Source organism: Micromonospora lupini str. Lupac 08 (assembly GCF_000297395.2).
Lineage (GTDB): Bacteria > Actinomycetota > Actinomycetes > Mycobacteriales > Micromonosporaceae > Micromonospora > Micromonospora lupini.
This window is the reverse complement of record NZ_HF570108.1, coordinates 6,145,053-6,171,993: the sequence shown is the minus strand read 5'-3', so window position 1 is coordinate 6,171,993 and position 26,941 is coordinate 6,145,053. Positions and strand designations below refer to the sequence as shown.

26 protein-coding genes and 1 tRNA gene are annotated in these 26,941 nt (G+C 72.2%); 11 read left to right on the top strand and 16 right to left on the bottom strand.

From position 1 onward, the window contains the following. Positions 1-19: 19 nt before the first annotated feature. Complete coding sequence (locus tag MILUP08_RS29225) at positions 20-1,399, bottom strand: FAD-dependent oxidoreductase (RefSeq protein WP_007464614.1); 1,380 nt, start codon at positions 1,397-1,399, stop codon at positions 20-22. Between the two features lie 24 nt (positions 1,400-1,423). Beyond that, positions 1,424-2,560: a carboxylate-amine ligase gene (locus MILUP08_RS29220; protein WP_007464612.1), complete on the bottom strand. Its 1,137-nt coding sequence runs from the start codon at positions 2,558-2,560 to the stop codon at positions 1,424-1,426. A 206-nt stretch (positions 2,561-2,766) separates the two neighbouring features. Between MILUP08_RS29220 and MILUP08_RS29215 the strand changes: the two genes are divergently transcribed. Together MILUP08_RS29215 and MILUP08_RS29210 are read left to right on the top strand one after the other, a co-directional pair. After that, positions 2,767-3,060, top strand: coding sequence for a DUF6412 domain-containing protein (locus MILUP08_RS29215; protein WP_007464610.1), 294 nt, complete (start codon positions 2,767-2,769; stop codon positions 3,058-3,060). A gap of 97 nt (positions 3,061-3,157) precedes the next feature. Then, the gene (locus MILUP08_RS29210; RefSeq protein ID WP_007464608.1) at positions 3,158-3,901 is read left to right on the top strand and encodes a YidC/Oxa1 family membrane protein insertase; all 744 of its coding nucleotides are present in this window, start codon (positions 3,158-3,160) and stop codon (positions 3,899-3,901) included. A gap of 33 nt (positions 3,902-3,934) precedes the next feature. On the opposite strand, the gene MILUP08_RS29205 is transcribed toward MILUP08_RS29210, so the two are convergent. Continuing rightward, the gene (locus MILUP08_RS29205) at positions 3,935-4,606 is read right to left on the bottom strand and encodes a DedA family protein (RefSeq protein WP_007464606.1); all 672 of its coding nucleotides are present in this window, start codon (positions 4,604-4,606) and stop codon (positions 3,935-3,937) included. A 122-nt stretch (positions 4,607-4,728) separates the two neighbouring features. Then, positions 4,729-5,343, bottom strand: coding sequence for a DUF1349 domain-containing protein (locus tag MILUP08_RS29200; protein WP_007464604.1), 615 nt, complete (start codon positions 5,341-5,343; stop codon positions 4,729-4,731). 78 nt (positions 5,344-5,421) lie between these two features. On the opposite strand from MILUP08_RS29200, the gene MILUP08_RS29195 reads away from it, so the two are divergent. Together MILUP08_RS29195 and fabG are read left to right on the top strand one after the other, a co-directional pair. Next, positions 5,422-7,074, top strand: a complete 1,653-nt coding sequence (locus tag MILUP08_RS29195; protein ID WP_007464602.1) for an alpha-amylase family protein — start codon at positions 5,422-5,424, stop codon at positions 7,072-7,074. 43 nt (positions 7,075-7,117) lie between these two features. Then, the gene (gene fabG / locus MILUP08_RS29190) at positions 7,118-7,876 is read left to right on the top strand and encodes a 3-oxoacyl-ACP reductase FabG (protein WP_007464600.1); all 759 of its coding nucleotides are present in this window, start codon (positions 7,118-7,120) and stop codon (positions 7,874-7,876) included. Positions 7,877-7,996: 120 nt separating this feature from the next. Here the strand turns inward: fabG and MILUP08_RS29185 are convergent, their stop codons facing one another. From MILUP08_RS29185 to MILUP08_RS29175, 3 genes are all read right to left on the bottom strand, one after another. After that, the gene (locus MILUP08_RS29185; protein ID WP_007464597.1) at positions 7,997-9,199 is read right to left on the bottom strand and encodes a DUF418 domain-containing protein; all 1,203 of its coding nucleotides are present in this window, start codon (positions 9,197-9,199) and stop codon (positions 7,997-7,999) included. Positions 9,200-9,342: 143 nt separating this feature from the next. Further along, complete coding sequence (locus MILUP08_RS29180; protein ID WP_007464595.1) at positions 9,343-9,759, bottom strand: hypothetical protein; 417 nt, start codon at positions 9,757-9,759, stop codon at positions 9,343-9,345. Continuing rightward, positions 9,752-10,144, bottom strand: a complete 393-nt coding sequence (locus tag MILUP08_RS29175) for a hypothetical protein (RefSeq protein ID WP_007464594.1) — start codon at positions 10,142-10,144, stop codon at positions 9,752-9,754. The genes MILUP08_RS29180 and MILUP08_RS29175 overlap by 8 nt, the downstream gene beginning before the upstream one ends. A 485-nt stretch (positions 10,145-10,629) precedes the next feature. Between MILUP08_RS29175 and MILUP08_RS29170 the strand changes: the two genes are divergently transcribed. Next, positions 10,630-11,532 carry a Gfo/Idh/MocA family protein gene (locus tag MILUP08_RS29170; protein ID WP_007464592.1) on the top strand — a complete coding sequence of 301 codons (903 nt, stop codon included), beginning with the start codon at positions 10,630-10,632 and terminating at the stop codon, positions 11,530-11,532. Positions 11,533-12,045: 513 nt separating this feature from the next. After that, positions 12,046-12,843: an ErmE/ErmH/ErmO/ErmR family 23S rRNA (adenine(2058)-N(6))-methyltransferase gene (gene erm / locus MILUP08_RS29165; protein ID WP_007464587.1), complete on the top strand. Its 798-nt coding sequence runs from the start codon at positions 12,046-12,048 to the stop codon at positions 12,841-12,843. An 8-nt stretch (positions 12,844-12,851) separates the two neighbouring features. On the opposite strand, the gene MILUP08_RS29160 is transcribed toward erm, so the two are convergent. Then, entirely contained in the window at positions 12,852-13,043 is a 192-nt protein-coding gene (locus MILUP08_RS29160; protein WP_007464585.1) for a DUF2795 domain-containing protein, read from the bottom strand. Between the two features lie 100 nt (positions 13,044-13,143). Here MILUP08_RS29160 and MILUP08_RS29155 point away from each other — a divergent pair, with 100 nt between their 5' ends. Continuing rightward, positions 13,144-14,400, top strand: coding sequence for an erythromycin esterase family protein (locus MILUP08_RS29155; RefSeq protein WP_007464583.1), 1,257 nt, complete (start codon positions 13,144-13,146; stop codon positions 14,398-14,400). A gap of 65 nt (positions 14,401-14,465) precedes the next feature. Here MILUP08_RS29155 and MILUP08_RS29150 read toward each other — a convergent pair whose 3' ends face one another. The 3 genes from MILUP08_RS29150 to MILUP08_RS29140 all read right to left on the bottom strand — a co-directional run bounded on the left by MILUP08_RS29150 (position 14,466) and on the right by MILUP08_RS29140 (position 17,821). Next, positions 14,466-16,700, bottom strand: coding sequence for an MMPL family transporter (locus tag MILUP08_RS29150; RefSeq protein WP_007464581.1), 2,235 nt, complete (start codon positions 16,698-16,700; stop codon positions 14,466-14,468). A 34-nt stretch (positions 16,701-16,734) separates the two neighbouring features. Then, positions 16,735-17,286 carry a TetR/AcrR family transcriptional regulator gene (locus tag MILUP08_RS29145; protein WP_039906798.1) on the bottom strand — a complete coding sequence of 184 codons (552 nt, stop codon included), beginning with the start codon at positions 17,284-17,286 and terminating at the stop codon, positions 16,735-16,737. 100 nt (positions 17,287-17,386) lie between these two features. Further along, on the bottom strand, positions 17,387-17,821 hold the full coding sequence (locus tag MILUP08_RS29140) for a winged helix-turn-helix transcriptional regulator (RefSeq protein ID WP_007464577.1): 435 nt from the start codon (positions 17,819-17,821) through the stop codon (positions 17,387-17,389). 75 nt (positions 17,822-17,896) lie between these two features. Here MILUP08_RS29140 and MILUP08_RS29135 point away from each other — a divergent pair, with 75 nt between their 5' ends. The 4 genes from MILUP08_RS29135 to MILUP08_RS29120 all read left to right on the top strand — a co-directional run bounded on the left by MILUP08_RS29135 (position 17,897) and on the right by MILUP08_RS29120 (position 23,453). Beyond that, positions 17,897-19,492, top strand: a complete 1,596-nt coding sequence (locus MILUP08_RS29135) for an MFS transporter (RefSeq protein WP_007464575.1) — start codon at positions 17,897-17,899, stop codon at positions 19,490-19,492. Beyond that, positions 19,489-20,448 (top strand): DNA polymerase domain-containing protein, encoded by a 960-nt coding sequence (locus tag MILUP08_RS29130; RefSeq protein WP_007464573.1) that lies wholly within the window; start codon positions 19,489-19,491, stop codon positions 20,446-20,448. The genes MILUP08_RS29135 and MILUP08_RS29130 overlap by 4 nt, the downstream gene beginning before the upstream one ends. A gap of 82 nt (positions 20,449-20,530) precedes the next feature. Continuing rightward, a complete protein-coding gene (locus tag MILUP08_RS29125; protein ID WP_007464571.1) occupies positions 20,531-20,980 on the top strand; it encodes a helix-turn-helix transcriptional regulator in 450 nt (149 codons plus the stop codon). 91 nt (positions 20,981-21,071) lie between these two features. Then, complete coding sequence (locus MILUP08_RS29120) at positions 21,072-23,453, top strand: ATP-binding cassette domain-containing protein (RefSeq protein WP_007464569.1); 2,382 nt, start codon at positions 21,072-21,074, stop codon at positions 23,451-23,453. A 16-nt stretch (positions 23,454-23,469) separates the two neighbouring features. On the opposite strand, the gene MILUP08_RS29115 is transcribed toward MILUP08_RS29120, so the two are convergent. The 5 genes from MILUP08_RS29115 to MILUP08_RS29095 all read right to left on the bottom strand — a co-directional run bounded on the left by MILUP08_RS29115 (position 23,470) and on the right by MILUP08_RS29095 (position 26,877). Continuing rightward, positions 23,470-23,937 (bottom strand): hypothetical protein, encoded by a 468-nt coding sequence (locus MILUP08_RS29115; protein WP_007464567.1) that lies wholly within the window; start codon positions 23,935-23,937, stop codon positions 23,470-23,472. Positions 23,938-24,262: 325 nt separating this feature from the next. Further along, positions 24,263-24,337: transfer RNA gene (locus MILUP08_RS29110), tRNA-Arg, on the bottom strand. A 92-nt stretch (positions 24,338-24,429) separates the two neighbouring features. Further along, entirely contained in the window at positions 24,430-25,122 is a 693-nt protein-coding gene (locus tag MILUP08_RS29105; RefSeq protein ID WP_039906794.1) for a winged helix-turn-helix domain-containing protein, read from the bottom strand. A gap of 277 nt (positions 25,123-25,399) precedes the next feature. After that, positions 25,400-26,068, bottom strand: a complete 669-nt coding sequence (locus tag MILUP08_RS29100) for a DUF305 domain-containing protein (RefSeq protein ID WP_007464563.1) — start codon at positions 26,066-26,068, stop codon at positions 25,400-25,402. A gap of 8 nt (positions 26,069-26,076) precedes the next feature. Further along, complete coding sequence (locus tag MILUP08_RS29095; RefSeq protein WP_007464561.1) at positions 26,077-26,877, bottom strand: DUF3105 domain-containing protein; 801 nt, start codon at positions 26,875-26,877, stop codon at positions 26,077-26,079. Positions 26,878-26,941: the final 64 nt, after the last annotated feature.

The following is a 26,941-nucleotide window of genomic DNA, read 5'->3' as shown; positions in this document are numbered from 1 at the left end:
CCTCCACGGCGGACGCGGGTCAGCGGTCGAGTGCGGCCAGCGCGTCGACCGCCTTTCGGGCGGCGATCAGCACCGGATCCCAGACCGGCGCGTACGGCGGAGCGTAGCCGAGGTCGAGCGCGGTCATGTCATCCACCGTCATGCCGTTCCACAGCGCCACGGCCAACGTGTCGATCCGTTTGGCCGCCTCGGACCAGCCGACGATCTGCGCGCCGAGCAGCCGCCCGCTGGGCCGCTCGGCGATCAGCTTGACCGTCATCAACCGTGAGCCCGGGTAGTAGCCGGCCCGGTTGGTCGACTCGGCGACCACCGAGACGAACTCGAAGCCGGCCGCCTCGGCCTCCCGCTCGCGCAGGCCCGTCCGACCCACCTCCAGGTCGCAGACCTTGGTGACCGCCGTGCCGATCACACCCGGGAAGGTCGCGTACCCGCCGCCGATGTTGATGCCGGCCGCCCGGCCCTGCTTGTTGGCGTGCGTGCCCAGCGGCACGTGCACGGGCATTCCGCTGACCCGGTGCAGCGTCTCCACGCAGTCGCCGGCCGCCCAGACCCCCGGCAGCCCCGGCACCCGCAGCCGGCGGTCCACCCGGACGCCGCCCGTCGGCCCGATCGGGAAGCCGGCAGCCTCGGCGAGCGCGGTGTTCGGGCGTACGCCAAGACCCAGGACCACGACGTCGGTGGGCATCGGCCCCTCGGCCGTGACCACCGCGGACACCCGGCCGTCCCGCTGCTCCAGGCCGGTCACCGGCAGGCTGGTGCGGATCGTGACGCCGAGGCCGCGCATGGCCTCGGCGACCAGCTCGGCCATGTCGCCGTCCACCGTCGCCATGGGTTGTTCGCCCGCCTCGACCAGGGTCACCGCGAGGCCGCGCTCGATAAGCGCCTCGGCCATCTCCACGCCGATGTACCCGCCACCGACCACCACGGCCCGGCGCGGCTGCGGCTCGGCGTCCAGCCAGGCGCGCAGGGCCGCGCCGTCGTCGAGGGTCTGCATCCCGAACACGCCACCCGCGTCGGTGTCCGCCCACGACGGCTGCACCGGCACCGCGCCCGCGGCGTACACCAGGTCGTCGAAGCGCTCGCGGACCTCGCCGCCGCCCTCCAGGTCCCGGGCGACCACCTCGCGGCGTTCCAGGTCGATGGCCGTCACCTCGTGGCGCATCCGCACGTCCATGGCGTACTGCGTGCGGAACGTCTCCGGCGTCCGCGCGATCAGCTCCTCGGGGCCGGACACCATCCCGCTGATCCAGTACGGGATGCCGCACGACGAGTACGAGGTGAAGTGACCCCGCTCGAAGACCACGATCTCCAGGTCGGCACGGCCGCGACGGCGGCGCGCCTGGGACGCCGCCGACATGCCGGCGGCGTCCCCGCCGATGACGATCAGTCGTTGCGCCACGGGATCATCCTGTCACGGGCGTGTTCAGCCGCGGGTCTGTCGCGCCACGTCCTGCACCACGTCGACGAGCCGTCCGGTACGGGCGTACACGGCACGCTGCCGGGCCGCGCCGGTGCCGTGGCGGCGCAGCCCGCCCAGCAGGTCGGACACCTCCGCCCAGTCGCCGTGCTGCTCCAGCGCCGGCCGCAGCCGCTCCACGAACCCGTCCAGCAGCTCCCAGGCCGGGCGCAACTCGCCGGTGGTGACGTCGACGCCGTCGCCCTCCAGACCGTCGTGGGCGGCCCGCCAGTGCGCGCCGACCAGCAGGTGGTGGTCCGTCCGCAGGGCCGGCCGGTCGGCCTCGACGTCGGCGATGGCGGTGGCCACGAGGGCCCGGACCAGCGCGGCGACGAGCACCGCGTCGTCAACCGTCGGGCAGACGTCGCCGATGCGCAGCTCCACGGTCGGGTACTTCGCCGACAGGCGGGCGTACCAGTAGAGCATCCCCTCGTCGAGCATCACCCCGCTGGAGATCAACTGACGGATCAGCCGCTGGTAGTGCTCGTGCGACTCCAACCAGGGCGTCGGCGCCACCGACGGCCAGCGCTCCCACTCCACCGAGCGCCAGCTCGCGTACCCGGTGTCCTCGCCGTGGGAGAACGGCGAGTTGGTGGTGACGGCGTGCAGCATCGGCAGCCACGGCCGGACGTGGTTGAGCACCTGCACGCCGGTCTCCGGATCGGGAATGCCCACGTGCACGTGCATGCCGTTGTTGCCGGGACCGGGGACGAGCAGCCGGAAACGTTCGATCATCCGGTCGAAGCGGGGCTTGTCGACCACCGGCGGCACCGGGCCGTCCACCGGGCCGGTGCCGATGGCCAGCAGCCGTACGCCGGCCCGCTCGGCCGCGTCGGCCAGCGCCTTCCGGAGTACGCCGAGGGAGTGCCGGATCGAGGACAGCTCAAGCCCGGGGGGAGTGCCGATCTCGATCTGGCTGGTCTGGAACTCGCGCTCGACCTGACCGCGCAGTTCCGCCGGCACCTGCTCCAGCACCAGGTCGACGGCGGGCACCGCGGCGCCGGTGTGCGGGTCGACGAGCAGAAACTCCTCCTCGACACCCACGGTGAGCACATCGGTTCCCGCGGTCGTCCCGCTGGATGCCTCCGCCAGCTGGCCCGTCATCGCGACACCACCGTCCGTTTCTGCCTGTCGCGGTCCGTCCGCGTCGGTCGGCCGCTTGGTTACCCACAGTGGCAACGCCCGGAAACGTGGAACGGCGCGCCGCCCGCGCGTGTCGGCCACAACTGGCGCGTGGTGCGGCACGGGCCGGCCACCGGGGGGATCGCGATTCGACCGGGCGGCGTGACAGCGGGTCCTATGCTGAGCCCGTGCCGGTGCCGCTTGGTTTCCTCTGGGTCGCGTGGATGTCCGCGTTCGCCCAGCTCACCATGCTGGCGGACCGACCGGCCGACCTGCTGGCGGGGGCCGCCCTGACCGCTCTGGCCCTGTTCGCCGCGCTGCTCGCCGCGCACGTGGTCGGCCACGCGGGGACACCGGGTGTCGCGCGACGCTGGGCCGGGCTGCGTGCGCGCGCCCGAGGTCGCCGGGTTCCCCGTCAGATCGACCCGGACGCCGCCGGACGACCCCGCCCCCGCGCACCCGGACGCCCCTCGGCCGCGTAGCGCCACCGCCGCGCGGCCGATCCCACCGTCACCGGTCCTCCGTGCCGGCGGCCGCCGCCGGGGAGGACCCCACCGGAATCGGACCGAGGGGTTTCCCATGCTCGCCTTCGCACCACTGCACAGCGTCGTCGGCGCCGCCGGCACCGCGTTGTCCTGGCTCACCGATCTGCTCGAACCGTTGGCCGGTGGCACGGCGACAGTCGCCGCCATCGTGCTGCTCACCATCGCCGTCCGGTTGCTCATCGCGCCGTTGACCGTCGCGCAGGTCCGCGGGGAACGGCGCCGCGCGGCGCTCGCCCCCCAGGTGCGCGATCTCCAGCAGCGGTACGCCGACGACCCGGCGACACTCCAGCGCGAGGTGTTCGCGCTCTACCGCTCCGGCGGAGCGAACCCGATCGCCGGTTGCCTGCCGTTGCTCATCCAGGCGCCGTTCCTGCTGGTGCTGTACCGACTGTTCGCCACCGACGAGGGCGGCACGGGGCTGCTGGACGAGCAGCTGGCCGGGGTGCCGCTGGGCCATCACGTGACCGATGGGTTGGCCGGGGCGGCCGGACCCCTCTTCGTCGTCCTGCTGGCCCTGCTGCTGGCGCTGGCCTGGTGGTCGTCGCGGCGGGCACGCCGGGCGCAGGCGGCGGTCGGCACGGTGGCCGGTACGCCCACCGAGGGGCCGGGCGCCGCCACGCTCGGCCGGCTGCTGCCCCTGCTGCCGTTCACGACCGTGCTGGTGGCGCTGGTGCTGCCGCTCGCGGCGGTGATCTACCTGGTGACGACGACGGCCTGGTCGGCGCTGGAGCAGGCGGTGCTGCGCCGCCCCCAGCAGCCCGTCGCGCTGCCCGGCTGAGAAGTGGTGCTGCCCGGCTGAGTGGAACGCGGATCAGCGACCGGCGGTCACCGACCGCCGGTCGTCGCGCTCGCGACGACGGCGGATCTTGCGGATCACCCAACCGACCACCATGACGACGAAGACCGCTCCGATGGCGTAGTTGAACCAGTCGCTGTAGCGGGCCACGTCCTGCCACCGGCTGCCCAGCGCGTAACCGGACCCGACGATCAGGGCGTTCCACACCCCGCTGCCGATCGTGGTCAGCAGGACGAACTCACCCAGCGGCATCCGGTTGGCCCCGGCCGGGACGGAGACCAGGCTGCGGACCACCGGCACCACCCGGCCGATCAGCACCGCCCACCGGCCGTGCCGCTCGAACCACCGGTCGGCCCTCTCCAGGTCGTCGCGGTCCACCAGGGGGATGCGGTCCAGCCAGCGCTTGAGCCGTTCCTCGCCGAGCGCCGCGCCCAGCCAGTAGAGCACCAGCGCGCCGACCAGCGAGCCGACCGTCGCGGCCAGCACCACGACGACGACGTTGAACTTGCCCTCGTGGGCCAGGAAGCCGGCCAGCGCCAGCACGATCTCGCTGGGGATCGGCGGGACGATGCTCTCCAACGCGACAAGCAGCGCCACGCCGACCGGGCCCGTCGCGTCGATCACCGAGGCCACCCACCCGGTCAGGCCGGTGAACTCGGACGGGTCACCAGTCTGGGCGTACGCCATTGGTCGTCCTTCCGAGCCGGCTACCGGGGATCGGATGGTCATACCCAGCGGCCGGCGTGGCACACCTGGGCGTGAGCCGTGGCACGCCGGCAGGGTCGGCCCTCCGGGCGCAGGGGCCCGGGTCAGCCCTCCGGGTGCAGGGCGGTGTCGGCCGGACCCTGCCGCCAGCCGGTGAACACCACGGTGAGGCCGGCGCGCGTCGGCGCACAGCAGAACGGGCCGGCCACGGCCTCGGCCGCCGGGTCCATCGGTGCGAGGCGGACCAGCCGCCAGGCCGCATCCGCGACCCGGGCACGTACGGTGAGCGCGTCGCCGGCCCGGCTGACCCGCACGGTCACCTCCTGGCCGGCCCACCCCGGGACCGGGGACACCGACCAGTCGGAGAACTCCCTGGTCGCCACCGCGCCGAGCTGGGACTCGCCGTCGCTCACCTCGACGCCCGCCTTGACCCACGTCCCCTCGTCCACCCGGACCAGCACACCGGCCTGGTCGAACTGCGCCGAGAAGTCGAGGATGAAGCTGACCTCCATGGCGGCGCCGACCGGCAGCGGCGCCAGTAGGGCGGGCCCGTTGTCGTGGACGAAGCCGTAGCTGGTCCGCCGCCAGAAGTCGGTCTCCGCCCCGGCCTCGACGACCAGCTCGCCGGCCGGGCCCTCCTCGGCGCGGACCGGCGGGTGCAGCCAGGCGCCCCGGGCCCAGTCCAGCGGTTCGCTCGGCGGTACGAGGTCGATCTCCATGACCGGCACGGTAACCAACCGCGCCGGGCCCCGCCGCCCGGGTTTGCCGTGGTGATCGACCGGAGATGTTCCTCCGGCATGGGTGACCGTTGGTATTCCGAAGCCGTCGTCTACTGCCTCGACATCGACACGTACGCCGACTCCGACGGCGACGGGGTCGGTGACATCCGAGGGCTGATCGGTCGACTGGACTATCTCGCCCGGCTGGGCGTGACCTGCCTGTGGCTGCACCCGATCCACCCGTCACCCAACCGCGACGACGGCTACGACGTCACCGACTTCTACAACGTGGACCCGCGCTTCGGCACCCTCGGCGACTTCGCCGAGCTGCTGCACCAGGCGCAGAACCGGGGCATCCGCGTGATCATCGATCTGGTGGTCAACCACACCTCCGACGAGCACCCGTGGTTCCAGTCCGCCCGCTCGTCGCCGGACTCGCCGTACCGCGACTGGTTCGTCTGGTCCGACACCGAGCCGGACGACCGGCACCAGGGAATGGTCTTCCCCGGTGAGCAGAAGGAGACCTGGAGCTACGACCGGACCGCCAAGGCATGGTTCTACCACCGGTTCTACAAGTTCCAGCCGGACCTCAACTTCGCCAACCCGCAGGTCCGCGCCGAGGTCAAGAAGATCATGTCGTTCTGGCTCCAGCTCGGGGTCTCCGGTTTCCGGATGGACGCCGTGCCGTTCATCATCGAGCTGACCGAACCGGGCAACCCGGACTCGCCGAAGGACTTCGAGTTCCTCACCGAGATGCGCCAGCACGTGCAGTGGCGGCGCGGCGACGCCGTCCTGCTGGCCGAGGCGAACGTCGAACCGGACCAACTGCCCACGTTCTTCGGCGACGCCAGCGGCTCCGGCAACCGCATCCACATGCTCTTCGACTTCATGCTCAACGGCCGGCTCATGCTCGCCCTGGCCCGGCAGGACCCGGAGTCGCTGATCGAGGCGTTGCGCGACACCCCGAAGCTGCCCGTCGGTGGGCAGTGGGCCACCTTCCTGCGCAACCACGACGAGATCGACCTGTCCCGGTTGACCACCGAACAGCGCAACCAGGTGTACGCCGAGTTCGGCCCGGACGAGAACATGCGCATCTACGACCGGGGCATCCGTCGCCGGCTCGCCCCGATGCTCGGCAACGACAGGCGACGCATCGAGCTGGCGTACGCCCTACAGTTCTCGCTGCGCGGCACGCCGGTGCTGCGCTACGGCGAGGAGATCGGGATGGGCGAGGACCTGTCGCTGCCCGGTCGGGAGGCGATCCGTACCCCGATGCAGTGGTCGTACAAGCCCAACGCCGGCTTCTCCACTGCGGAGGAGGAGAAGCTGGTCCGCCCGGTCATCGACAAGGGTGAGTTCGGCTACGAGAACGTCAACGTCACCGCCCAGCGCGGCGACCCGAAGTCGCTGCTCGCCTGGTTCGAACGCATGATCCGGACCCTGCGGGAGGCCCCGGAGATCGGCTCCGGCTCGACCACCCACATCGACGTCGCGGTGCCGGCCGGAGTGCTGGCGCACCGGGCGGACGGGCCCACCGGGACGATGGTCTTCGTGCACAACCTGGGCACCGACGACGTCGAGGTGGACCTGAGCAGCCTCGAACCGGAGGCCGACCTGCCGATCGACGTGCTCACCGACCGTGGCTACGGCGAGTTGGGCAAACTCGGCGCGGTGAAGGTCTCCGGGCACGGATACCGGTGGATTCGCCTATGCCGGGGTCGGGGGTTCTGACGTTAAGCTCCTCCGATCGACCCCACGTTACCGGGAGGTAATCATGTCGGAGGAGTCCCGCGTCGCCATCGTCACCGGAGCCGCACGCGGCATCGGCGCGGCCACCGCCCGACGGCTGGCCGCCGACGGGATGGCCGTCGCCGTGGTCGACATCGAGGAGGCCGCCACCAAGGAGACGGTGGACGCCATCGCCGCCGACGGTGGCCGGGCGCTCGGCGTGGGCGCCGACGTCTCCGACCGCGACCAGGTCGAGGCGGCGGTGGCCCGTGTCGCCGCCGAGTTGGGCGCGCCCACCGTGCTTGTCAACAACGCCGGCGTGCTCCGCGACAACCTGCTGTTCAAGATGACCAACGCCGACTGGGACACGGTCATGGGCGTGCACCTGCGTGGCGCGTTCCTGTTCAGCCAGGCCGCACAGAAGCACATGGTGGAGCGAAAGTGGGGGCGGATCGTCAACCTCTCCAGCACCTCCGCGCTGGGCAACCGGGGTCAGGCGAACTACGCCGCGGCCAAGGCGGGCCTGCAGGGCTTCACCAAGACGCTCGCCATCGAGCTGGGGCCGTTCGGGGTGACAGTGAACGCGGTAGCGCCGGGCTTCATCGTCACCGACATGACCGCGGCCACCGCCGCCCGCATGAAGGTCGACTTCGAGGACTTCCAGAAGCACGCCGCCGCGGAGATCCCGGTACGCCGCCCCGGCCGCCCGGAGGACGTCGCGCACACCATCTCGTTCCTGACCAGCGAGGGGGCGGGATTCGTCTCCGGCCAGGTCATCTACGTCGCAGGCGGCCCGCGGGCCTGACCCGACCGTTCGACGAGGGCGCTGCCGGACCGAGGAGGAGGCGCCCTCGTCGCGCGGACGGGCAGTGGCAAGCGGATACCGGGCCGAGGCGGGGTGGCACACCGTCCCCACCGGGACCCGTCATGCCGGGTCGGTGGCCCGCAGCCGTGGCCACCGCTGTTCGGTCCAGGCCCGCAACAGCCACTCCATCGGCCCGTAGCGGAACCGGGTCATCCACGCCGCGCTGACGACGAGCTGCACACAGTAGATCGCGACCGCGATGAGGACGACGACCGGAGGCGCGACGGCGCCGGCGAGGCCCAGCCCGACGCCTGTGAAGACGAGCACGCAGAGCAGCGACTGACCCAGGTAGTTCGACAGGGACATCCGCCCGGCCGGCGCGAGTACGGCGACGACCCGCCGTCCCCGGTCGGTCTGGAAGAACTGGAGCAGGCTGGCCGCGTACGCCGCCGCGAGCAGTGGCGCGGTGAGCACGCCCACCGTCAGCCCGGTCAGGTTGGCGGTGCCCCCGCCCGAGGCGAAGACCACCGCGCCGGCCAGGCCGACCGGATAGCCCACCTGCTGCACCCGGCGCAGGAGCTGCCGGTTCCCGCCGACGGTGGTGAGCAGCCGCCGTCGCCCGGCCGCGTAACCGAAGAGGAAGGCCGAGAAGGCGAGCGGCCCCTGCACCAGCAGCGCGCCGACCATCGCCGGCAGTTGGCGTACGTGCTCGGCGATCACGGAACCGATCCCGCCCTGTAGCGCCTCGGTGGACCGCTGCCCCGCCGCGAGTGCCGCCGCCGGATCGGTGACCAGTTGGGTCCCGCCGACGGCGGCGAGCGCGAGGACGAAGCCGATCCCGCCGGTCACCAGCACGGCCGTGCGCAGGGCGGTCCCGACGGCGACTCGTCGCATGGCGAGCAGGACCAGACCGAGCAACGCGTACGTGGTCAGGATGTCGCCCTGGAACAGCAGCACCGCGTGCAGGATGCCGAGCACGAAGAGCCCGGCCAGCCGTCGCCGGAACCGTGGGGCGAAGTCGACGCCCCGCCGTGCGGCGGAATCCAGTTGGAGCGTGAAGCTGTAGCCGAACAGAAAGGAGAAGAGCAGGTACGCCTTCATCGTGAAGAGAAGCTCGACCAGCCACCGGACCGCCTGGTCGCCCCACGAGTCGTGCGCGGGATCCGCAACCAGCTGGAAGGAGTAGCCGGAGGCGAAGAAGGCGATGTTGACGATCAGGATGAGAAGCAGCGCCACGGCCCGCAGAGCGTCGACGTCGATGATCCGGGATCGCGTCCCGGACGTTCGATCCTCGACGGGCGGGTCTTCGATGGAAGGATGCACGTGACCACCTCCGGAACGGCCAGGAGTAGCGTTCGATGACTCTCCTGTGACCCTAGGAAGCGGCCTGTCCGGATGACAGCCAGTGAGCGGGAGGGTCGCCGGTGGGGTGCGCCCTACCTCGGCTGCCGGTGGTTGGCGTCGGGTCAGGCCGGGTCGCGGCGGGTGCGCCAGAGCCAGAACAGGCCGAGCACCGGCAGCACCAGCGGGATGTAGCCGTACCCGCTGCCGAACTGCGACCACACCGTCTCGTCGGGGAACAGGTCCTTGTCGACCACGCTCAGGATGCCGACCGCGACGACCCCTACCAACTCCACCGAGCAGCAGGCCAGCGCCACCCGTCGGCCGGTGTGCCCGGCACGGGCCAGACCGACCGCGGCCACGATGTAGATGAGCGCGGCCAGGGCGGAGAGCAGGTACGCCACCGGGGCCTCGTCGAACTTGGTGGCGATCTGCAGACCTGCCCGGCTGGTCGCCGCGATGGCGAAGAGCAGGTAGACCGCGATCAGGAGCCGGCCCGGACCGGCGTTCGTGGCGCGTCGGGCCGGTTGTGTCTCAACCACCGAGGACCTCCCAGGTCTGCTGCAAGCGGACCACCACGACCGGCGCGACCAGGCAGACCGCGCAGACGATCGCCGAACCCCAGCGGGTCGGCTCCATCCGGGCCAGCACCCACGCCAGCGGCGGCAGGCAGACCAGCGTGACCAGGTAGCCGTAGAACGCGCCGGGCTCGCCCGGCCGCTCCCCGCCACCGACCGCGACCAGGGCCAGCACCCCCAACGCGAGCAGCGCCAGTTCCAGTACGGCAAGGCCGGTGAACTGCACCCGGTCCGGTGGCCGGTGGCGTACCGCCGCGACAAGCGCCCACACGGCGACGAGCAGCGACAGCACGATCGACGCCGTCGCGAGGAGCCCGTCCACCGGCGAGTCGGCCGCCGCGCTCGTCATCGGCCCCACCTGGTCGTTGCCTCGGTCACCGGCACAGCCTACTAACCGTCGTAGTACCCGGGTCACGCTGCCTGGCCGCCGCGCCCGCCGTGCCCGCAGCGCCCGCCGTGCCCGCAGCGCCCGCCGTGCGGCGCCGGCCGAGGTGCACGCGGCCGCTGTAGAGCTGCCCACGAATGGGGCGCGGCCGGGAGACGCCATGATCGACTCGGTTTCCGGTACGGCACGGTGTCGATGGCCTGCGGATGCCCCGGAGTCAGGGAAGTCGAGTCGATCATGCAGCCGGTCGCCGCAGTGTGCGCGGTCGGTGGCGGCGCCGCCCCACGGGTGGGCAGCTCGACAGGCATCGACCGGACACCGGTCATGCCCGGTGACACCGGGCATGAGCTGGTGTGGTTGGCGACCCGCCGCCGGTGACCCGGGTGGGGCGACTAGCGTGGATCGCGTCCGTGGCGTCGTCACGGTGCGGGGAAACAGCGGAGGTACACGTGCTGCGGTTCGGCTTGTTCGGCACCGGTCACTGGGCGATCGAGACGCACGGTAAGGCGCTGCACGCACATCCGGACGCGGAACTGGTCGGCGTGTGGGGGCGTAACCCGGAGCGGGCGTCCGCGCTGGCCGAGCGGTACGGGGTGCCCGCCTACGCCGAGGTCGACGCGCTGATCGAGCAGTGCGAGGCGGTCGCCGTCGCGCTGCCGCCGGACGTCCAGGCCGACATCGCGGTCCGTGCCGCCACCGCCGGTCGTCACCTGCTGCTGGACAAGCCGCTGGCGCTCGCCGTCGAGGACGCCGACCGGGTGGTCGCCGCCGCCGAGGCGTCCGGGGTCGCCTCGGTCGTGTTCTTCACGCAGCGGTTCCAGCCGAACGTCACCGCGTTCCTCGCCGCGACCGCCGCCGCCGGTGGCTGGCAGCACGGCCGTACCACCGCGTTCGCGTCGATCTTCCAGGATGGCAGCCCGTACGGCGGCTCGCTGTGGCGCCGCGAGCACGGCGCGCTCTGGGACATCGCCCCGCACGCGCTCTCCATTCTCCTGCCGGTGCTGGGGCGGGTGACCCGGGTGGCGGCGATGGACGGGCCGAGCGGAATGGTGCACCTGCTGCTCACCCACGACGGCGGTGCCACAAGCAGCGCCTCGCTGTCCCTGGATGCCCCGCGCGAGGCGATGGCCCGGGAGTTCGTGTTCTACGGCGAGAACGGGATCGAGACCGTCCCGTACGGCGAGAACGACGCCGCCACGGCGTTCGGTGTGGCGATCGACCAGCTCGTCGAGCAGGTGCAGAACGGCACCCGCGACCACCGCTGCGACGTCCGCTTCGGCCGCGAGGTCGTGACGATCCTCGCCGCCGCCGAAACCGCCCGCACAGAATCCCGCACAATCCCCCTCCCGTAACCCCACCCACCCACCCACCCCGTTGATCATGAAGTTGTTGCCGTCCCGCCCGGCGTGTCGTGGCGATAACTTCATGATCAACGCAGCAGTGAGCAGGAGCCGTGAGCAGGGGCCGTGAGCAGGGAGCGGGGCTGGCGGGGAGGGGTGGGTGGGAAATGGGTGGGGAGTTCTGGTGGGGGTCGGTAGGGTGGCGGGCATGATCACGCATGCCCTGATCGAGGGGGTCGGTACGCCGACCGCCCGGGGTGCCCTGCTGGTGTCCCGTCCGCGCGTCCGGCGTCCGGCCCTGACGGGCTGGGACGTGACCTGCCGCTGATCGGTCCACTTCGCGGTGCGCCGGGGCTGCCGCCCCGCCGCCGCTGATCCTTCGCCACGGCACGAGGCTGTCGCCTCGTCATCGCGTACCCGCGCATCGTCCAGGGCCGTCCGAGTCCCGATCCACTCGGACAGGTCCGGCAATTTCTGCTGCCTGTCCAGCCCGTCGCCGAGCGGCGACAGACAGGACGACGACCCGTGGCGCCCCGCCCGTTTCGATCAACCGAACGCGACCGGTCCCGTCGCGTACTCAGCCAGAACTTTCTCGTCGACCGTGCCGCCGTGCAGCGGGTGGTCCGTGCCGCCGACCCGGATCCGGCCGGGCTCCTGCTGGAGGTCGGCGCCGGCCGGGGACAGCTCACCCGGCCGCTCGCGGCCCGGTGCGGGCGGCTGACGGCGTACGAGGTGGACCCGGGCGTCCGCCGCGAGTTGGCCGCCGTGTGCGCGGAGCTGTCCAACGTGGAGCACCGACAGGCGGACTTCCTGGCCGCCGAGCCGCCACCGGAGCCGTTCGCGGTGGTCGGCAACATCCCGTGGTCGCTGACCTCCGCGGTGGTGCGGTGGTGCCTGGCCGCGCCCCGGTTGCGGTCCGCGACCCTGCTCACCCAACTGGAGTACGCCCGCCGGCGCAGCGGCGACTACGGCAGGTGGACCCGGCTCACCGTGTCGACGTGGCCGGAGTTCGGGTGGCGGCTGGCGGGGCGGGTGCCGCGTACCGCGTTCCGCCCGGTTCCGGCGGTCGACGCCGGGATCCTGCGCATCGAGCGGCGGCCGGAGCCGCTGCTGCCGGTGGCGGCTCTGCCGGCGTACCGCAGGCTCGTGGGGTGGGGTTTCGAGGGTGTCGGCGGCTCGCTCGCCGCGACCCTGCGCCGGCACCACCCGCCGGCCCGGGTCGCGGCCGCCCTGCGCGCGACCCGGATCGCGTCGGACACCCCGGTGGGGTACGTCTGGCCGGAGCAGTGGCTGGTGCTGTTCCGGCTGCTGTACGCGCGATGACCGGCGGGTCAGGCGAGGGTGGTCAGCGCCTCGCTCAGCTCGGCCGGCGACTCGAACTGTTCGGCCGGCAACGCCTGCAACATCTGCAACATGGCCGTGCTGGCCCCGTTCTCCTGCCCCCAGCGGATCAGGTCCGCGCGGGAGACCGGGTAGTCGAGGCCGGCCAGGTACTCCTGCAACTGCACGCCGGTGACGGTCATGCCGGTCGGCTACCCGTTGGCCGCAGCCGTACACGCGCACGGCGTGTCGGTGGGCGACGCGCCGACGGTTTGCCGGCGCGGCCGCCGGGTAGCCGCTGCCATGCTGGTTCAGCGGCTCGGCGCGCCGAGCGACTTCGACCCGTTGCTGGAGCGCGTCCGGGACGCCCGGGTGGTGATGATCGGCGAGTCCACCCACGGCAGCTACGACTACTATCGGCTGCGCGAGCAGCTCACCCGTCGGCTGATCGCGGAGTGCGGCTTCTCGTTCGTCGCCGTGGAGGGCGACTGGCCGGACTGCGACCGGGTGCACCGCTCGGTCACCGCCGCGCCGGGCGGGGCTCCCGATCCGCAGACGGCGCTGGAGCACTTCGAGCGGTGGCCGACCTGGATGTGGGCGAACGCGGAGGTGGCGCGCTTCTGCCGTTGGCTGCGGGCGTGGAACCTGGAGCAGCCGGAGGGCGGGCGGGCCGGTTTCCACGGGCTCGACGTCTACAGCCTCTGGGAGTCGATGCAGGCGATCTTCGACTACCTGGGGGAGGAGGACCCGACCTCGCTGGAGGCGGCGCAGGACGCGTACCGGTGCTTCGAGCCGTACGGCAAGAGGGTCGAGGAGTACGGCGCGGCCAGCCGGTTCGTCTCCGCGCGCTGCGAGGAGGAGGTCGTCCGGCTGCTGGCGCGTACCCGGGAGCAGGCCATGTCGGACGGCCCGGACCGCTTCTCGGCCTGGCAGAACGCGGAGGTGGTGGCCGGCGCGGAGCGCTACTACCGGGCGATGGTGGCCGGCGGCCCGGACTCGTGGAACATCCGCGACACCCACATGCAGGACACCCTGGACCGGCTGCTGCAACGCTACGGCCCGGACGCCCGCGGGATCGTCTGGGCGCACAACACGCACGTGGGGGATGCGCGGGCCACCGACATGGCCGCGGACGGCATGGTCAACATCGGTCAGTTGGCCCGCGAGCGGCACGGCGACGACGCGGTGGCGTTGATCGGGTTCGGCACCTACCGGGGCACGGTGATCGCCGCTCCCCGGTGGGGCTCGCCCTCCGAGGCGATGGTGGTGCCGCCGGCGCGGGAGGGTTCGGTGGAACGGCGGTTGCACGAGCTGATGCCGGAGCGGGCGGTGCTCGTCTTCGGCGGCGACGACCAACCGGACTGGGTCACCGAAACCGCGGATCACCGGGCGATCGGGGTGGTCTACGACCCGTCCTTCGAGTCGTGGGGCAACTACGTGCCGACCCGGCTGGGGGAACGCTACGACGCCCTCATCTGGTGTGACGAGACGACGGCCCTGCATCCGCTGGCGGTGCCCGCCGTTCCCGGTGAGATGGAGACGTACCCGGCCGGCGTGTGAGCAGTGCAGTGCCGAAAGGTGCGGCGCCCACACGGGCGCCGCACCTTTCGTTCATCGGGACGGGGTCAGACCCGGGTGGGGGTCTGGGTCGTCAGGTGGGTGCGCAGGCCCTCGCCCTCGATGTCGACGTTCGGGAGTGCGCGGTCGAGCCAGCGGGGCAGCCACCAGGCGCGGTCGCCGAGCAGGGACATCACGGCCGGGACGATGGTCATGCGGACCACGAAGGCGTCGATGGCCACGCCGACGGCGAGCGCGAAGCCCATCGACTTGATCACCGGGTCGTCGAGGAAGACGAAGCCCCCGAACACCGACATCATGATCAGGGCGGCGGCCGTGACCACGCGGGCGCCGTGCCCCATGCCGCTGATCGTGGCCTGCCGGGCGGTCGCGCCGTGTACGAAGTCCTCCCGCATCCGGGACACGAGGAACACCTCGTAGTCCATCGCGAGCCCGAACAGGATGCCGATGAGCAGGATCGGCAGGAAGCTGATCAGCGGGCCGGGCGTGTCCAGGCCGACGAGGTCGGCGAGGTGCCCCTGCTGGAACACCGCCACCGTGATGCCGAACGTGGCGGCGACGGTGAGCAGGAAGCCCAGCGCGGCCTTGACCGGCACCAGCAGCGAGCGGAACACCAGCATCAGCAGCAGCACCGAGAGCCCGACCACCAGCAGCAGGTAGATCGGCAGCGCGTCGGAGAGCTTCTCGGACACGTCGATGCCGATCGCGGTGACGCCGGTGAGCAGCACGTCCGCGTCGCGGATGCCGCTCACCGAGCCGCGGATGTCGTGCACGAGCGTCTCGGTGGCCGCGTCGGTCGGGCCGGTCTTCGGCACCACGCCGAGCAGCGCGGTCCGACCGTCCGGGCTGAGCTGGGGCGGCGCCACCGCGAGGACGTTGTCGGTGCGCTGGAGCAGGGCCGTGACCTGCGGCACGGCGGCCGAGGTGGCCTGCGGCGAGTCGCCGGCGACCACCACCGCGAGCCGGCCGGTGAAGCCCGGTCCGAAGCCCTCGACGGTCAGGTCGTTCGCCACCCGGGCGGGGGAGCCGACGGCGGCCGTCGCCGCGCCCGGCAGGGCCAGCCGCATGTCCGGCGTGGGCAGCGCGAGCAGCCCCAGGCCGAGCAGGCCGACCAGGATGACAGGTACGCGGAACCGGGTGACCAGGCGCGCCCAGCGGAAGCCGAACCGGTTCTGCTCGTTGGTCGTGGTTGCGGCCGGACGGTCGCTGACGTCCGTGTCGTCCTCGTCGGCGGCGGTGCCGTCGGTGGCGGTGCCGTCGGTGGGAACGGCGCGCAGCCGGCGGGGGAGCACCCGGCGTCCGGCGAAGCCGAGCAGGGCCGGCTGGAGGGTGATGGCGACGAGCACGGCCACGGTGACCGTGCCGGCGGCGGCGAGGCCCATCACGGTGAGGAACGGAATGTCCACCACGGCCAGTCCGGCGAGCGCGATGACCACTGTGGCGCCCGCGAAGACCACGGCGGAGCCGGCGGTGCCCACGGCCCGGCCGACGGCCTCGTCCGGGGGCAGGCCGTCGAGCAGGTTCTGCCGGTGCCGGGAGGTGATGAACAGCGAGTAGTCGATGCCGACGGCGAGGCCGAGCATCAGCGCCAGGATCGGCGCCGTGCTGGTCAACTGGACGGCGCCGCTCAGCGCGAACAGGCCGGCCATGCCGACGCCCACGCCGATCAGCGCGTTGAGCATGGTCATTCCGGCGGCCACCAGCGAGCCGAACGTGATGATCAGGACGATCGCGGCGACCACGACGCCGAGCGCCTCGGTCGAGCCGATCTCCGGCTCCCCGCCCAGCACCTCGCCGCCCGGGGCGACCTGCCAACCCTGCGCCTTCGCCGCCGCGCCGACCTCCTCGTACGCGGTCTTCTGCTCGTCGGTCACCTCGTCCGCGCCGGTGGCGAACTGGACCTGGACCAGCGCGTACCGGCCATTGGGTGAGACCGCGCCGACCTGGAGCGGGTTGACCGCGCCGACCACGCCGGGCAGCGTTCCGGCCTGCTGGACCAGCTCCTGCACCACGGCCTGGCCCTGCGGGGTGGCGAGTTGACCGTCCCCGGGCGCCTTGACCGTGATGGTGCCGGTCGCGCCGCTGGCCGCGGGGAACTGCTCGGCGAGCAGGTCGAGCGCGCGCTGGCTCTCGGTGCCGGGCATGGTGAAGTTGCTCGCCGTCGGGCCGCGCAGGGTGGCCGCGGCCAGACCGGCGCCGACGAGTACGACGAGCCAGAGCGCGACGACGAGGCGTCGCCGGCGCAACGCGCCCCGGCCGAGCCGGTAGAGCAGGGTGGCCATCAGGAGTCCTTGTCCTCGGTCGTGGGTGGATGGGTCAGGGTGCGTCGACGGGTTCGACGGCCCGCCGGACGAGGGCGAGCAGAGCGGCGCGCAGTTCGTCGTCGGGGATGTCGGCGAATTCGGCGCACGCCTCGGAGATGCCGGCGAGGAGCACCAGCGCGGCGATCCGGGCGCCCGGTCGGTCGGAGTGCCCGGCCAACGCGTCCCGCAGCCGGTCGGAGATCTGCTGGATGTGCGCGAACGCCGGCTGGCACAGCAGCTCGGGGAATTCACCGCGCAGCACCGCGATCTCCCGCCGGAAGCGGACCGCGAGGTCGACGAAGCCCTGGGCGGCGACCTCCTGGGCGGCCGCGCCGGTCTTGCCGGTGAGCTGGTCGTCGAGGTCGCGCAGCACACCGATCGCGGGTGCCATCAGCTCGGCGAGCAGGGCTTCCTTGTTGGCGAAGTGGTAGAGCACGGTGGCCTTGGAACAGCCGACCTCGCGGGCGATGTCCTGCAGCGAGGTGCCCCGGTAGCCGGTCACCGCGAACCGTCGCGCCGCCGCGGCGAGGATCTCACCGTGCGTCTCGGACACCGCTCTGGCCATCACCGGTCCACCTCCGTGAACCAGCATGCCTGACCGATCGGTCAGATCCTGACCGATCGGTCAGACGAAGGTGGTGGCGTTCCCCACACCGGGGGCCGGTTTAACCGGCGTGCTCGGCGTCGTACCTGGTCCGCGCCTCGGCGATGGCCCGGCGGTGCCGTTCGGCCCAACTGGTCAGCGCCACCAGCGACTCGTACAGCTCCAGCGCCATCGGCGTTGCCGTGTACTCCACCTTCGGCGGAACGGTCGGATAGACCACGCGGCGCAGGAGACCGTCGCGCTCCAGGTTGCGCAGGGTCAGGGTGAGCATCCGGCGGCTGATGCCCTCGATGTGCCGCTCCAGCTCGGTGAAGCGCACCGGGCCGTTCGACGCGGCCACCAGGATGCCGATGCTCCACTTGCCGCCGACCCGGTCCAGCACCTCGCGGACGGTGCACGCCCGGGCCTGCCCGGGGGTGAACGGCACGTCCCCGGCGGCGCAGGTGAACTCCGCCGCGACCTGCGCGGACACATCGCTGTTCCTCTGGGACATCACAGTGCCTCCTTCCGCTCCGGCTCATGGTCACAGACGATGACGTCGGTAACAAACCGTGCACCAAGGAGGCATGCGATGGACCGTACCGTCCCGGCCCGCTGGCCGGCCCTGCTCGTGCTCTGCGCCGGCAGCCTGATGATCATCCTGGACGGCAGTGTCGTGTCGGTGGCCCTGCCCTCCGTGCAACGCGACCTCGGCTTCAGCGCCGCCGGACTGGCCTGGGTGGTCAACGCGTACCTGGTGGCGTTCGGCGGGCTGCTGCTGCTCGCCGGCCGCCTCGGCGACCTGCTCGGCCGTCGTCGGGTCTTCCTGGCCGGTGTCGTGCTGTTCACAGTGGCCTCGCTGGCCTGCGCGGCGGCCACCGGGCCGGCAGTGCTCGTCGGCGCGCGGTTCGGCCAGGGTGTCGGCGGCGCGCTCGCCATGGCGGTCAGCCTCGGCATGATCGTCCGGCTCTACCCCGAGCCGGTCGAGCGGGCCCGCGCCATCGCCGTCTTCAGCTTCACCGGGGCGGCCGGCGCGTCGGTCGGCACGGTCGCCGGCGGAGTGCTCACCGAGCTGGCCGGCTGGCGTTCGATCTTCCTGGTGAACCTGCCGATCGGGGCGGCGATCCTGCTCACCGCCGTCCGCCAACTCCCCGCCGAACGGGGCATCGGCCTGCGGGCCGGCCTCGACGTGCCCGGCGCCCTGCTGGCCACCGCCGGACTGATGGCCGCCGTGCTGGGCATCGTGGGGACCGGCGAGCACGGCTGGACCAGCCCACGGACCCTCGGCGCGGCGGCGCTCGCGGCGCTGCTGCTCGGCGGCTTCGCCGTACGCCAACGGGTGGCGGCGACCCCACTGCTGCCGGCCCGGGTGCTGCGCGTGCCGGGCCTGGTCGCGGCCAACACCGTGCAGTTCCTCATGGTCGCCGCGTTCTTCGGCTTCCAGTTCCTGCTCGCCGTGGAGCTGCAACTCGTGCTCGGGCTGGACGCGGCGGCAACCGGCTGGGCGTTCCTGCCCACCCCGGTGGTGATCGCGGTGGTCTCGCTCGGCCTGGCCGGCTGGCTCATCGGTCGCTGGGGCGCCCGGACCGTGCTGCTGGCCGGGCTGGGCCTGGCGACAGTCGGTTTCCTGCTGCTCGCCCGGTTGCGCGCCGACGGCGGCTACCTCGGCGACGTGCTCCCCGCTCTGGTGGTCTTCGGTGTGGCCGGCGGCCTGACCCTGCCGTCGGTCACCACGCTGGCCATGGTCGGCGCCACCGACAGCGACGCCGGGCTCGCGTCCGGGCTGGCCAACACCACCCAGCAGGTTGGTGGGGCGGTCGGCCTGGCCGCGCTGGCGACCCTGGCCGCGGCCCGCAGCGACGGCCTACGGGCCGCCGGTCGGGCCGAGGTGGTGGCGTTGGCCGGCGGCTACCGGATCGCGTATGCCGTGGCCGCCGGCCTGGTGCTCGCGGCGCTGCTGGTGGCGCTGGCCACGCTGCCCCGGCGCCCGGCCGGCTCGCGGCCCGACGGCGACACGCCGGCCGGTTCGCGGCCCGACGTCGACAGGCCGGCCGGTTCGCGGCCCGACGTCGACACGCCGGCCGAGGTCGACGCGTCGGTCGACGACGGCGGGCTGCGGAATCGTTCCGGGTCGAAGCGCCGCGTCCGGTTGACCGACGACGCCGGGGCCGGGAGGGTGATCGGGTGAGTGAGGCTGACGAGACCCGCGACGGCGTGGCCCTGACCAACCTGGACCAGCCGCTGTCCGACCGTGACGACGCGACCAAGCGCGACCTGGTCGACTACCTCGACGCGGTCCGGGAGCCGATCATCGGGCAGCTGCGGGACCGGCCGCTGTCGGTGATCCGGGTCCGCCCCGGCCAGCCGCCGTTCATGCAGAAGAACCTGCCCCGCTACACCCCGGACTGGGTCCGCCGGGCGCCGGTCTGGGCCGAGGCGTCACACCGGGAGATCTCGTACGCCCTCTGCGACGACCGGCGCACCCTGCTCTGGTTCGCCAACCAGCGGGCCGTCGAGTACCACCCGACGCTGGCCACGGCGGCCGACCTGCACCGACCGACCCACCTGGTGCTCGACCTGGACCCGCCCGAGGGCGACGGGTTCCGCGCGGCCGTCGGCGCTGCCCTGCTGGTCCGGCAGGCGCTCGCCGACGCCGGCCTCGCCGGGGCCGTCAAGACCAGCGGCGCAAAGGGCGTGCACGTCTTCGTCCCGGTGGCGGGCGACCCCACCGCCGAGGAGCTGGCCGCCGCCACCCGGGCGCTCGCCGTCCGCGCCGAGCGGCTCGACCCGGCGCTCGCCACCACCGCGTACATCAAGGAGGACCGTGGTGGGAAGGTCTTCGTGGACGCCACCCGGTCCGGCGGGGCGACGGTCGTGGCCGCGTACAGCCCGCGCCTGCGGCCCGGAATGCCGGTCTCCTTCCCGGTCGACTGGTCCCACCTGACCGAGGTGACGCCTGCCGACTTCACCATCCGGACGGTGCCGCCACTGCTCGCCGGGGCCGACCCGTGGGTCGCGCTGATGCCGGCGCCGCAGTCGCTCCCCGCCGACCTGGTCGCGGAGGGCCGGACCATCCCGGTGGCCCGGGTGCAGGCCATGCACGAGGGCAAGCGCCGGGCCCGCGCCCGCCGCGAGGCCGGCTGACGGTACGCGCCGTCCCCCATCAGGGAAGGCGCGCGGTCGTGGGCGGTCCAACTCGTCGGGGGTCTGTGGCACGATTTTCCAGGTGACCAGCCGATCCGCCGAGAGTCAGCGCCTGAGCGATCTCGCGCGGCTGCGCCGTGTCCGCGACCGCATCGACCGGGAGTACGCGCAGCCCCTGGACGTCGAGGCGCTCGCCCGGGGCGTCCACATGTCGGCCGGTCACCTCAGTCGGGAGTTCCGGCTCGCCTACGGCGAATCTCCGTACAGCTATCTGATGACCCGGCGCGTCGAGCGCGCCATGGCGCTGCTGCGTCGCGGCGACCTGAGCGTCACCGATGTCTGTTTCGCGGTCGGCTGCTCGTCGCTGGGCACCTTCAGCACCCGCTTCACCGAGTTGGTAGGTGTGCCGCCGAGCACCTACCGGCGGGAGGCGGCGCTCGCGACGGCCGGGATGCCGTCGTGCACGGCGAAGCAGGTGACCAGACCGATCAGGAATCGAGAAGCCCAGGTCACGCCGCCGCCCGTAGCCTGACTGCCACGGTTCGGTCGTCGTGGGCGAGCCTCCCCGAGCCGCGCCGGCCGTGACCTGAGGGCCCCCGCCCGCCCGAGAATATGGAGACACCATGAGCAAGGCCACGGACCCGCCCGCGGCGCACGTCGCCGACCGGCACGACCTGATCCGGGTGCAGGGCGCGCGCGTCAACAACCTCAAGGACGTCACTGTCGAGCTTCCGAAGCGCCGACTGACGGTGTTCACGGGGGTCTCCGGCTCGGGCAAGAGCTCTCTGGTGTTCGGCACCATCGCGGCCGAGTCGCAGCGGATGATCAACGAGACCTACAGCGCCTTCGTGCAGGGCTTCATGCCGACGCTGACCCGGCCCGAGGTCGACGTGCTGGACGGGCTGACCACCGCGATCATCGTCGACCAGGAGCGGATGGGCGCCAACGCCCGCTCCACCGTCGGCACCGCCACCGACGCCAACGCCATGCTGCGCATCCTCTTCAGCCGGCTCGGGCAACCGCACATCGGCTCGCCGAACGCGTTCTCCTTCAACGTTCCGTCGGTGCGGGCGACCGGCGCGATCACGGTGGACCGCGGCGCGGGCCGGACGAAGACCGAGAAGGCGACCTTCAACCGTCTCGGGGGCATGTGTCCGCGCTGCGAGGGGATGGGCTCGGTCACCGACTTCGACCTGACCGCGCTCTACGACGACAGCCTGTCGCTCAACGAGGGCGCGATCACGATCCCCGGCTACAGCATGGAGGGCTGGTACGGCCGGATCTTCCGCGGCTGCGGCTACTTCGACCCGGACAAGCCGATCCGCAGGTACACGAAGAAGGAGTTGCAGGACCTGCTGCACCGGGAGCCGACCAAGATCAAGGTCGACGGCATCAACCTGACGTACGTCGGCCTGATCCCGCAGATCCAGAAGTCGTTCCTCTCCAAGGACGTGGACACGCTGCAACCGCACATCCGCGCCTTCGTGGACCGCGCGGTGACGTTCACGACCTGCCCCGACTGTGCCGGCACCCGGCTCAGCGCGGAGGCCCGCTCGTCGAAGATCGCGGGCAAGAACATCGCCGACGTCTGCGCGATGCAGATCAGCGACCTGGCGGCCTGGGTCCGGGGCATCCGGGAGCCGTCGGTGGCGCCGCTGCTCACCGGGCTGCAACACCTCCTCGACTCGTTCGAGGAGATCGGGTTGGGCTACCTGTCGCTCGACCGGCCGTCGGGCACGCTCTCCGGCGGCGAGGCGCAGCGCACCAAGATGATCCGGCACCTCGGGTCGTCGCTCACCGACGTCACGTACGTCTTCGACGAGCCGACGATCGGGCTGCACCCGCACGACATCGCGCGCATGAACGGCCTGCTGCTGCGCCTGCGGGACAAGGGCAACACCGTCCTGGTCGTGGAGCACAAGCCGGAGGCGATCGCGATCGCCGACCACGTCGTCGATCTCGGGCCGGGCGCCGGCACCGCCGGGGGCGAGGTGGTGTTCGAGGGCACCGTCGACGGGCTGCGGGCCAGCGACACGCTTACCGGGCGGCACCTGGACGACCGGGCCCGCGTCAAGACGTCCGTACGGGCGCCGTCGGGTGTGCTCGAGGTACGCGGCGCGAACACCCACAACCTGCGCGACGTCGACGTCGACATTCCGCTCGGCGTGCTCGTGGTGGTGACCGGCGTGGCCGGCTCGGGAAAGAGTTCGCTGATCCACGGCTCGGTGTCCGGCTCCGACGGGGTGGTGTCGGTCGACCAGAGCGCGATCCGCGGCTCGCGACGGAGCAACCCCGCTACGTACACGGGTCTGCTCGACCCGATCCGCAAGGCGTTCGCGAAGGCCAACGGTGTGAAGCCGGGGCTGTTCAGCGCCAACTCCGAGGGGGCCTGCCCCGGCTGCAACGGCGCCGGCGTCATCTACACCGACCTGGGGATGATGGCCGGTGTCGCCGCCACCTGCGAGGAGTGCGAGGGGAGGCGGTTCCAGGCGTCGGTCCTGGAGTACCGCTTCGGCGGCCGGGACATCAGCGAGGTGCTCGCGATGTCGGTGCGCGAGGCCGAGGAGTTCTTCGGCACGGGTGCGGCGCGTACGCCGGCCGCGCACACCATCCTCGACCGGCTCGTCGACGTCGGCCTCGGCTACCTCAGCCTCGGTCAGCCACTGACCACGCTGTCCGGCGGCGAGCGGCAGCGGCTCAAGCTGGCCACCCGGATGGCCGAGAAGGGCGGCGTGTACGTCCTCGACGAGCCGACCACCGGCCTGCACCTCGCCGACGTCGAGCAGTTGCTCGGCCTGCTGGACCGGCTCGTCGACTCGGGCAAGTCGGTGATCGTGGTCGAGCACCACCAGGCGGTCATGGCGCACGCCGACTGGATCATCGACCTGGGCCCGGGCGCCGGTCACGACGGCGGCCGGATCGTCTTCGAGGGCACCCCGGCCGATCTCGTCGCCGCCCGCTCCACCCTCACCGGGGAGCACCTAGCGGCGTACGTCGGCTCTTGACGGACCTGTCGAACGGTCACGCCACCGGCGGGTGAGCGCGTCGTGCCGTTGTGCTGCCGAGGATCCCGCTCGTGGCGGTGATCAGCCCGAGGGCGGCCACGACCGGGTTGACGTACCCGGGAACGGACGAGGTGACGTACGTGCCGCCGTCGCTGAGGCGGCACTCGAAGCGGAGCGGGAGGTAGCTGACCGCGTACCCGTCGACGCGGCTGGCGACCTGCGGCCCGGCCTCCCGGCAGGGTTGGAGCGGGAAGGAGCCGGCACCGCCGTCCTCCGCCTGCATGACCGCGAAGCCGACATGGAGCAGGCCCCACGCGTACATCGCGACGGCGCCCGCACCGGCCAGGAGCGTCACCGCCCGCAGCCAACTCCCTGGGCGGGAGCGTTCGCTTCTTCTCACCACCGCGCGGAGCCCACGAACGGTGAGGAACACCGCGACGGCGACCCCGCCCAGCGCGGCGAGGAGCAACCCGAGAAACAGCATGGCGCCATTCTTGATCCACAACGCGACGTCGCCCGCAGAGGGTCCGACAGGAGCCGGCACCGCGAGCCGCGAGCCGGCACCGCGAGCCGGGCACTGGGAGCCGGGAGCCGGCACCGCGAGCCGCGAGCCGGCACCGGGAGCCGGGGGCCGCGAGCCGGACACCGGGGGCCGGGGCCGGGAGCCGGGAGCGGGAGCCGCAAGCCGGGGAGCCGGGAGCGGGAGCCGCGAGCCGGCACCGGGAGCGTGGGGTCCGGGGCTCGGCCCCGGAGCAGAAATGACAAGCGCCCCAGGTCCGCGATTCTCAGCGGACATGGAGCGCGAAAGGTGGTGCCCCCGGCAGGATTCGAACCTGCGCCCCCGCCTCCGGAGGGCGGTGCTCTATCCCCTGAGCTACGGGGGCTCAGCGACTGGAGAAGACTAGCAAACCTCCTCGGCGTACGCCGAATCGGTATCGGGTGAGCCGGTCGTGTCGGCGACCGGCTCACCCGGTGCTCAGGCCGCGATCGCCCGCCCGCAGCTGGGTAGCGGATGCAGGACGATCCGCCGGGGCAGGCGCCGCGGCCACTCGTTGCGTGGCCAGGACCCGTCCACGATCAGGTGTACGGTGCGCTGCTCCTCGCCGCTGAGTCGCAGCACGAAGTCGCGGGGGAGCGGCGGGTCGACGGTCGGCGTGGTGATCATGAAGCGCACCCGGCCCCGGGACGACACCGCGGAGATCACGTCCGCCGCCGGCATCGTGCCGCGCAGCCGCACCCGGCCGATCCAGTAGACCTCGGCGAGGTGCTCCTGGGCCGTCCGCGTGATCGCCGGGTACTCGCTGCGTACCCAACGCTCGACCGCGCTGACGCAGAGCCCGCAGGCCCGCTCGCGCGGTTCCCGCGGACCCAACCCCCAGGCCCGCAGGTACGCCCCGACCGCCCCCACGTCCAGCGGGAGGTCGAACCGGCGCTGGATGAGCGTGGTGAGGCTCTGCCGCGTCCACAGCTCCTCGTCCAGGCCGAACTCGTCGGGGTGGACGCCCCGGAGTGTGTCGATCAGTTCGAGTTCCTGTTCGCGGCTGAGCGTTCCCGGCTCGCCCTGCCGCTGTCCGCGACGGACGGCTGCCACCGCCCCGTCACCGCCGATGGTGTGGCGTCGGCACCAACTGGTGACCGAGCGCCGTGCGTCTCTGAGTGCAACCCCCACGTCTTGGGCAACGAGCCCGAATCACCTCTGGTCACGATATGTGCGGAGAAAACTCTCTAAGCAACGTAATCGCCTGTCTCGGTCAATCGTCCCATACCGGACTCAACGGACAAGACGGGCGTTGATCGACTCGATTTCCTGGAAATCGGGCTGTCAACGCGCCTCGGACACCCCGACTTCCAGGAACCCGAGTCGATCATCGCGTCACGCACGGAACGGGCCCGCGCCCTCGCCGACGAGCGACGGTGACGCGGGCCCGGTGCGCCCGTACGGTGGATCAGCCCTTGGCCTGCGCCTGGAGCTGCCGGAGGTTGTTCAGCTCGGTCTGCTGGGTGTTCTTCATGGTCTGCGCCACCCGCACGACCTCCGCGTGGTCGGTCTCGCCGAGCGCCGCGTCGATCATGTGGATCCCGCCCAGGTGGTGGTCGTACATCAGCTTCAGGAACTGCCTGTCGACCTCGATGCCCTTGGCGTCGCGCAACGAGGCCATCTGCTGGGGCGTGGCCATGCCCGGCATCAGCCCGTCCTTGACGGTGGCCCCGTCCGACATCCACGACATCGGCGGCTTCGAACCGGTCGGGCTGAGCCCCCACTCGCGCAGCCAGGTCTGCATGGCGCCGATCTCGCCCTGCTGGCCGGTGGCGATGTCGACGGCGATCTGCCGCACCTCGGGCAGCGTCGCCGACCGGTACGCGATGAGGCTCATCTCCACCGCCTGCGCGTGGTGGGTCGTCATGTCCCGCGCGAAGCCCGCCTCGACCGAAGAGTCACCGGGCCGGACGAGCCGGGGGGTGAGCAGGCCACCGGCGTACCCGAGCAGCAGGCCCACCACCACCATGACGGCGAGCGCCGCCAGGCCGTAGCGCCGCGCCGGGGCCCGGCCGCCCTCGTCCGGGGCGGCCACGACGTCGTCGTGCTCGGTGTCGGTGGTGGCGGGGGCTGTCATGGCCGTCCTTACTGGGTGGGGGGCTGCTGCTGGAGCTCACGCGGCGTGGTGCCGGTGGCGGTGATGCCCGTGTTGCACAGCGCGGTCGGGCCCTCGACGGAGGCGTTCACCCGCAGGTCCTTGATGAACTCGTCGATCCGCTTGTCGTCGGCGTTGTCGACCTTGAGCTGGTAGCCCCACGCCTGGAGCGAGATCGGCTTGTCCAGCCCCTCGTACGGGCTCATCAGCATCTTCTCGACGCCGCGCACCTTGCCGGCGAGCTTCTCGACCTGGTCCTTCGGCAGGTCCGGGCGGTAGGTGATCCAGACCGCGCCGTGCTCCAGGCTGTGCACCGCGTGCTCGTTGGCGATCGGGGCGTCGTAGACGTCGCCCATGCAGTTCTGCCAGGCCGCGTTGTGCACCCCGCCCACCGGCGGGGAGTACTTGTAGGTCAGCGGGCCCGACTTGTGGGACTCGTACTCGAGGCTCGTCTTGTCGGTCTTGCGGATGTTGACGATGCCGTCGATGGCGTTTGCCTTCTTGTCCCACGGCTTGGAGCCCTGGAACGACGCCCAGGCGCCGTAACCGATGATGCCGGCGGCCAGCACGCCCACGGTCACGAAGAGCGCGATCGGGCCCCAGGCCCGGCCCTGGCTCACCTTGACCGGGGTGACCGGCTTGCGGGGGCCCTTGCCGCCTGCCCGTGGCGTGGCTGCCGGCTTGCCGGTGCCGGCCTTGGCGCCGGACGCCGGCCGGCCCGCGGCCGGCTTCTTGCCGGTGCTGACCACGGTCGGGCGGCGCTCAGGGCCGCCCGGGGTGCTGATGCTCATCGTGCCTCGTCAGGTCGGTCGGTCAGGGGAGTGGCGGGCCGGATGACGCGCAGGGTAGCCGCCG

What these genes read in the sequence shown, in the direction of transcription:
- fabG (WP_007464600.1), top strand. Translation starts at nt 7,118, where the DNA reads ATGTCGGAGGAGTCCCGCGTCGCCATCGTCACCGGAGCCGCACGCGGC.
- MILUP08_RS29175 (WP_007464594.1), bottom strand. Translation starts at nt 10,144, where the DNA reads ATGACGAGCGCGGCGGCCGACTCGCCGGTGGACGGGCTCCTCGCGACG.
- MILUP08_RS29115 (WP_007464567.1), bottom strand. Translation starts at nt 23,937, where the DNA reads ATGCTGTTTCTCGGGTTGCTCCTCGCCGCGCTGGGCGGGGTCGCCGTC.
- MILUP08_RS29155 (WP_007464583.1), top strand. Translation starts at nt 13,144, where the DNA reads ATGCTGGTTCAGCGGCTCGGCGCGCCGAGCGACTTCGACCCGTTGCTG.
- MILUP08_RS29100 (WP_007464563.1), bottom strand. Translation starts at nt 26,068, where the DNA reads ATGACAGCCCCCGCCACCACCGACACCGAGCACGACGACGTCGTGGCC.
- MILUP08_RS29135 (WP_007464575.1), top strand. Translation starts at nt 17,897, where the DNA reads ATGGACCGTACCGTCCCGGCCCGCTGGCCGGCCCTGCTCGTGCTCTGC.
- MILUP08_RS29150 (WP_007464581.1), bottom strand. Translation starts at nt 16,700, where the DNA reads ATGGCCACCCTGCTCTACCGGCTCGGCCGGGGCGCGTTGCGCCGGCGA.
- MILUP08_RS29195 (WP_007464602.1), top strand. Translation starts at nt 5,422, where the DNA reads ATGGGTGACCGTTGGTATTCCGAAGCCGTCGTCTACTGCCTCGACATC.
- MILUP08_RS29200 (WP_007464604.1), bottom strand. Translation starts at nt 5,343, where the DNA reads ATGGAGATCGACCTCGTACCGCCGAGCGAACCGCTGGACTGGGCCCGG.
- MILUP08_RS29210 (WP_007464608.1), top strand. Translation starts at nt 3,158, where the DNA reads ATGCTCGCCTTCGCACCACTGCACAGCGTCGTCGGCGCCGCCGGCACC.
- MILUP08_RS29220 (WP_007464612.1), bottom strand. Translation starts at nt 2,560, where the DNA reads ATGACGGGCCAGCTGGCGGAGGCATCCAGCGGGACGACCGCGGGAACC.
- MILUP08_RS29160 (WP_007464585.1), bottom strand. Translation starts at nt 13,043, where the DNA reads ATGACCGTCACCGGCGTGCAGTTGCAGGAGTACCTGGCCGGCCTCGAC.
- MILUP08_RS29205 (WP_007464606.1), bottom strand. Translation starts at nt 4,606, where the DNA reads ATGGCGTACGCCCAGACTGGTGACCCGTCCGAGTTCACCGGCCTGACC.
- MILUP08_RS29145 (WP_039906798.1), bottom strand. Translation starts at nt 17,286, where the DNA reads ATGGCCAGAGCGGTGTCCGAGACGCACGGTGAGATCCTCGCCGCGGCG.
- MILUP08_RS29120 (WP_007464569.1), top strand. Translation starts at nt 21,072, where the DNA reads ATGAGCAAGGCCACGGACCCGCCCGCGGCGCACGTCGCCGACCGGCAC.
- MILUP08_RS29095 (WP_007464561.1), bottom strand. Translation starts at nt 26,877, where the DNA reads ATGAGCATCAGCACCCCGGGCGGCCCTGAGCGCCGCCCGACCGTGGTC.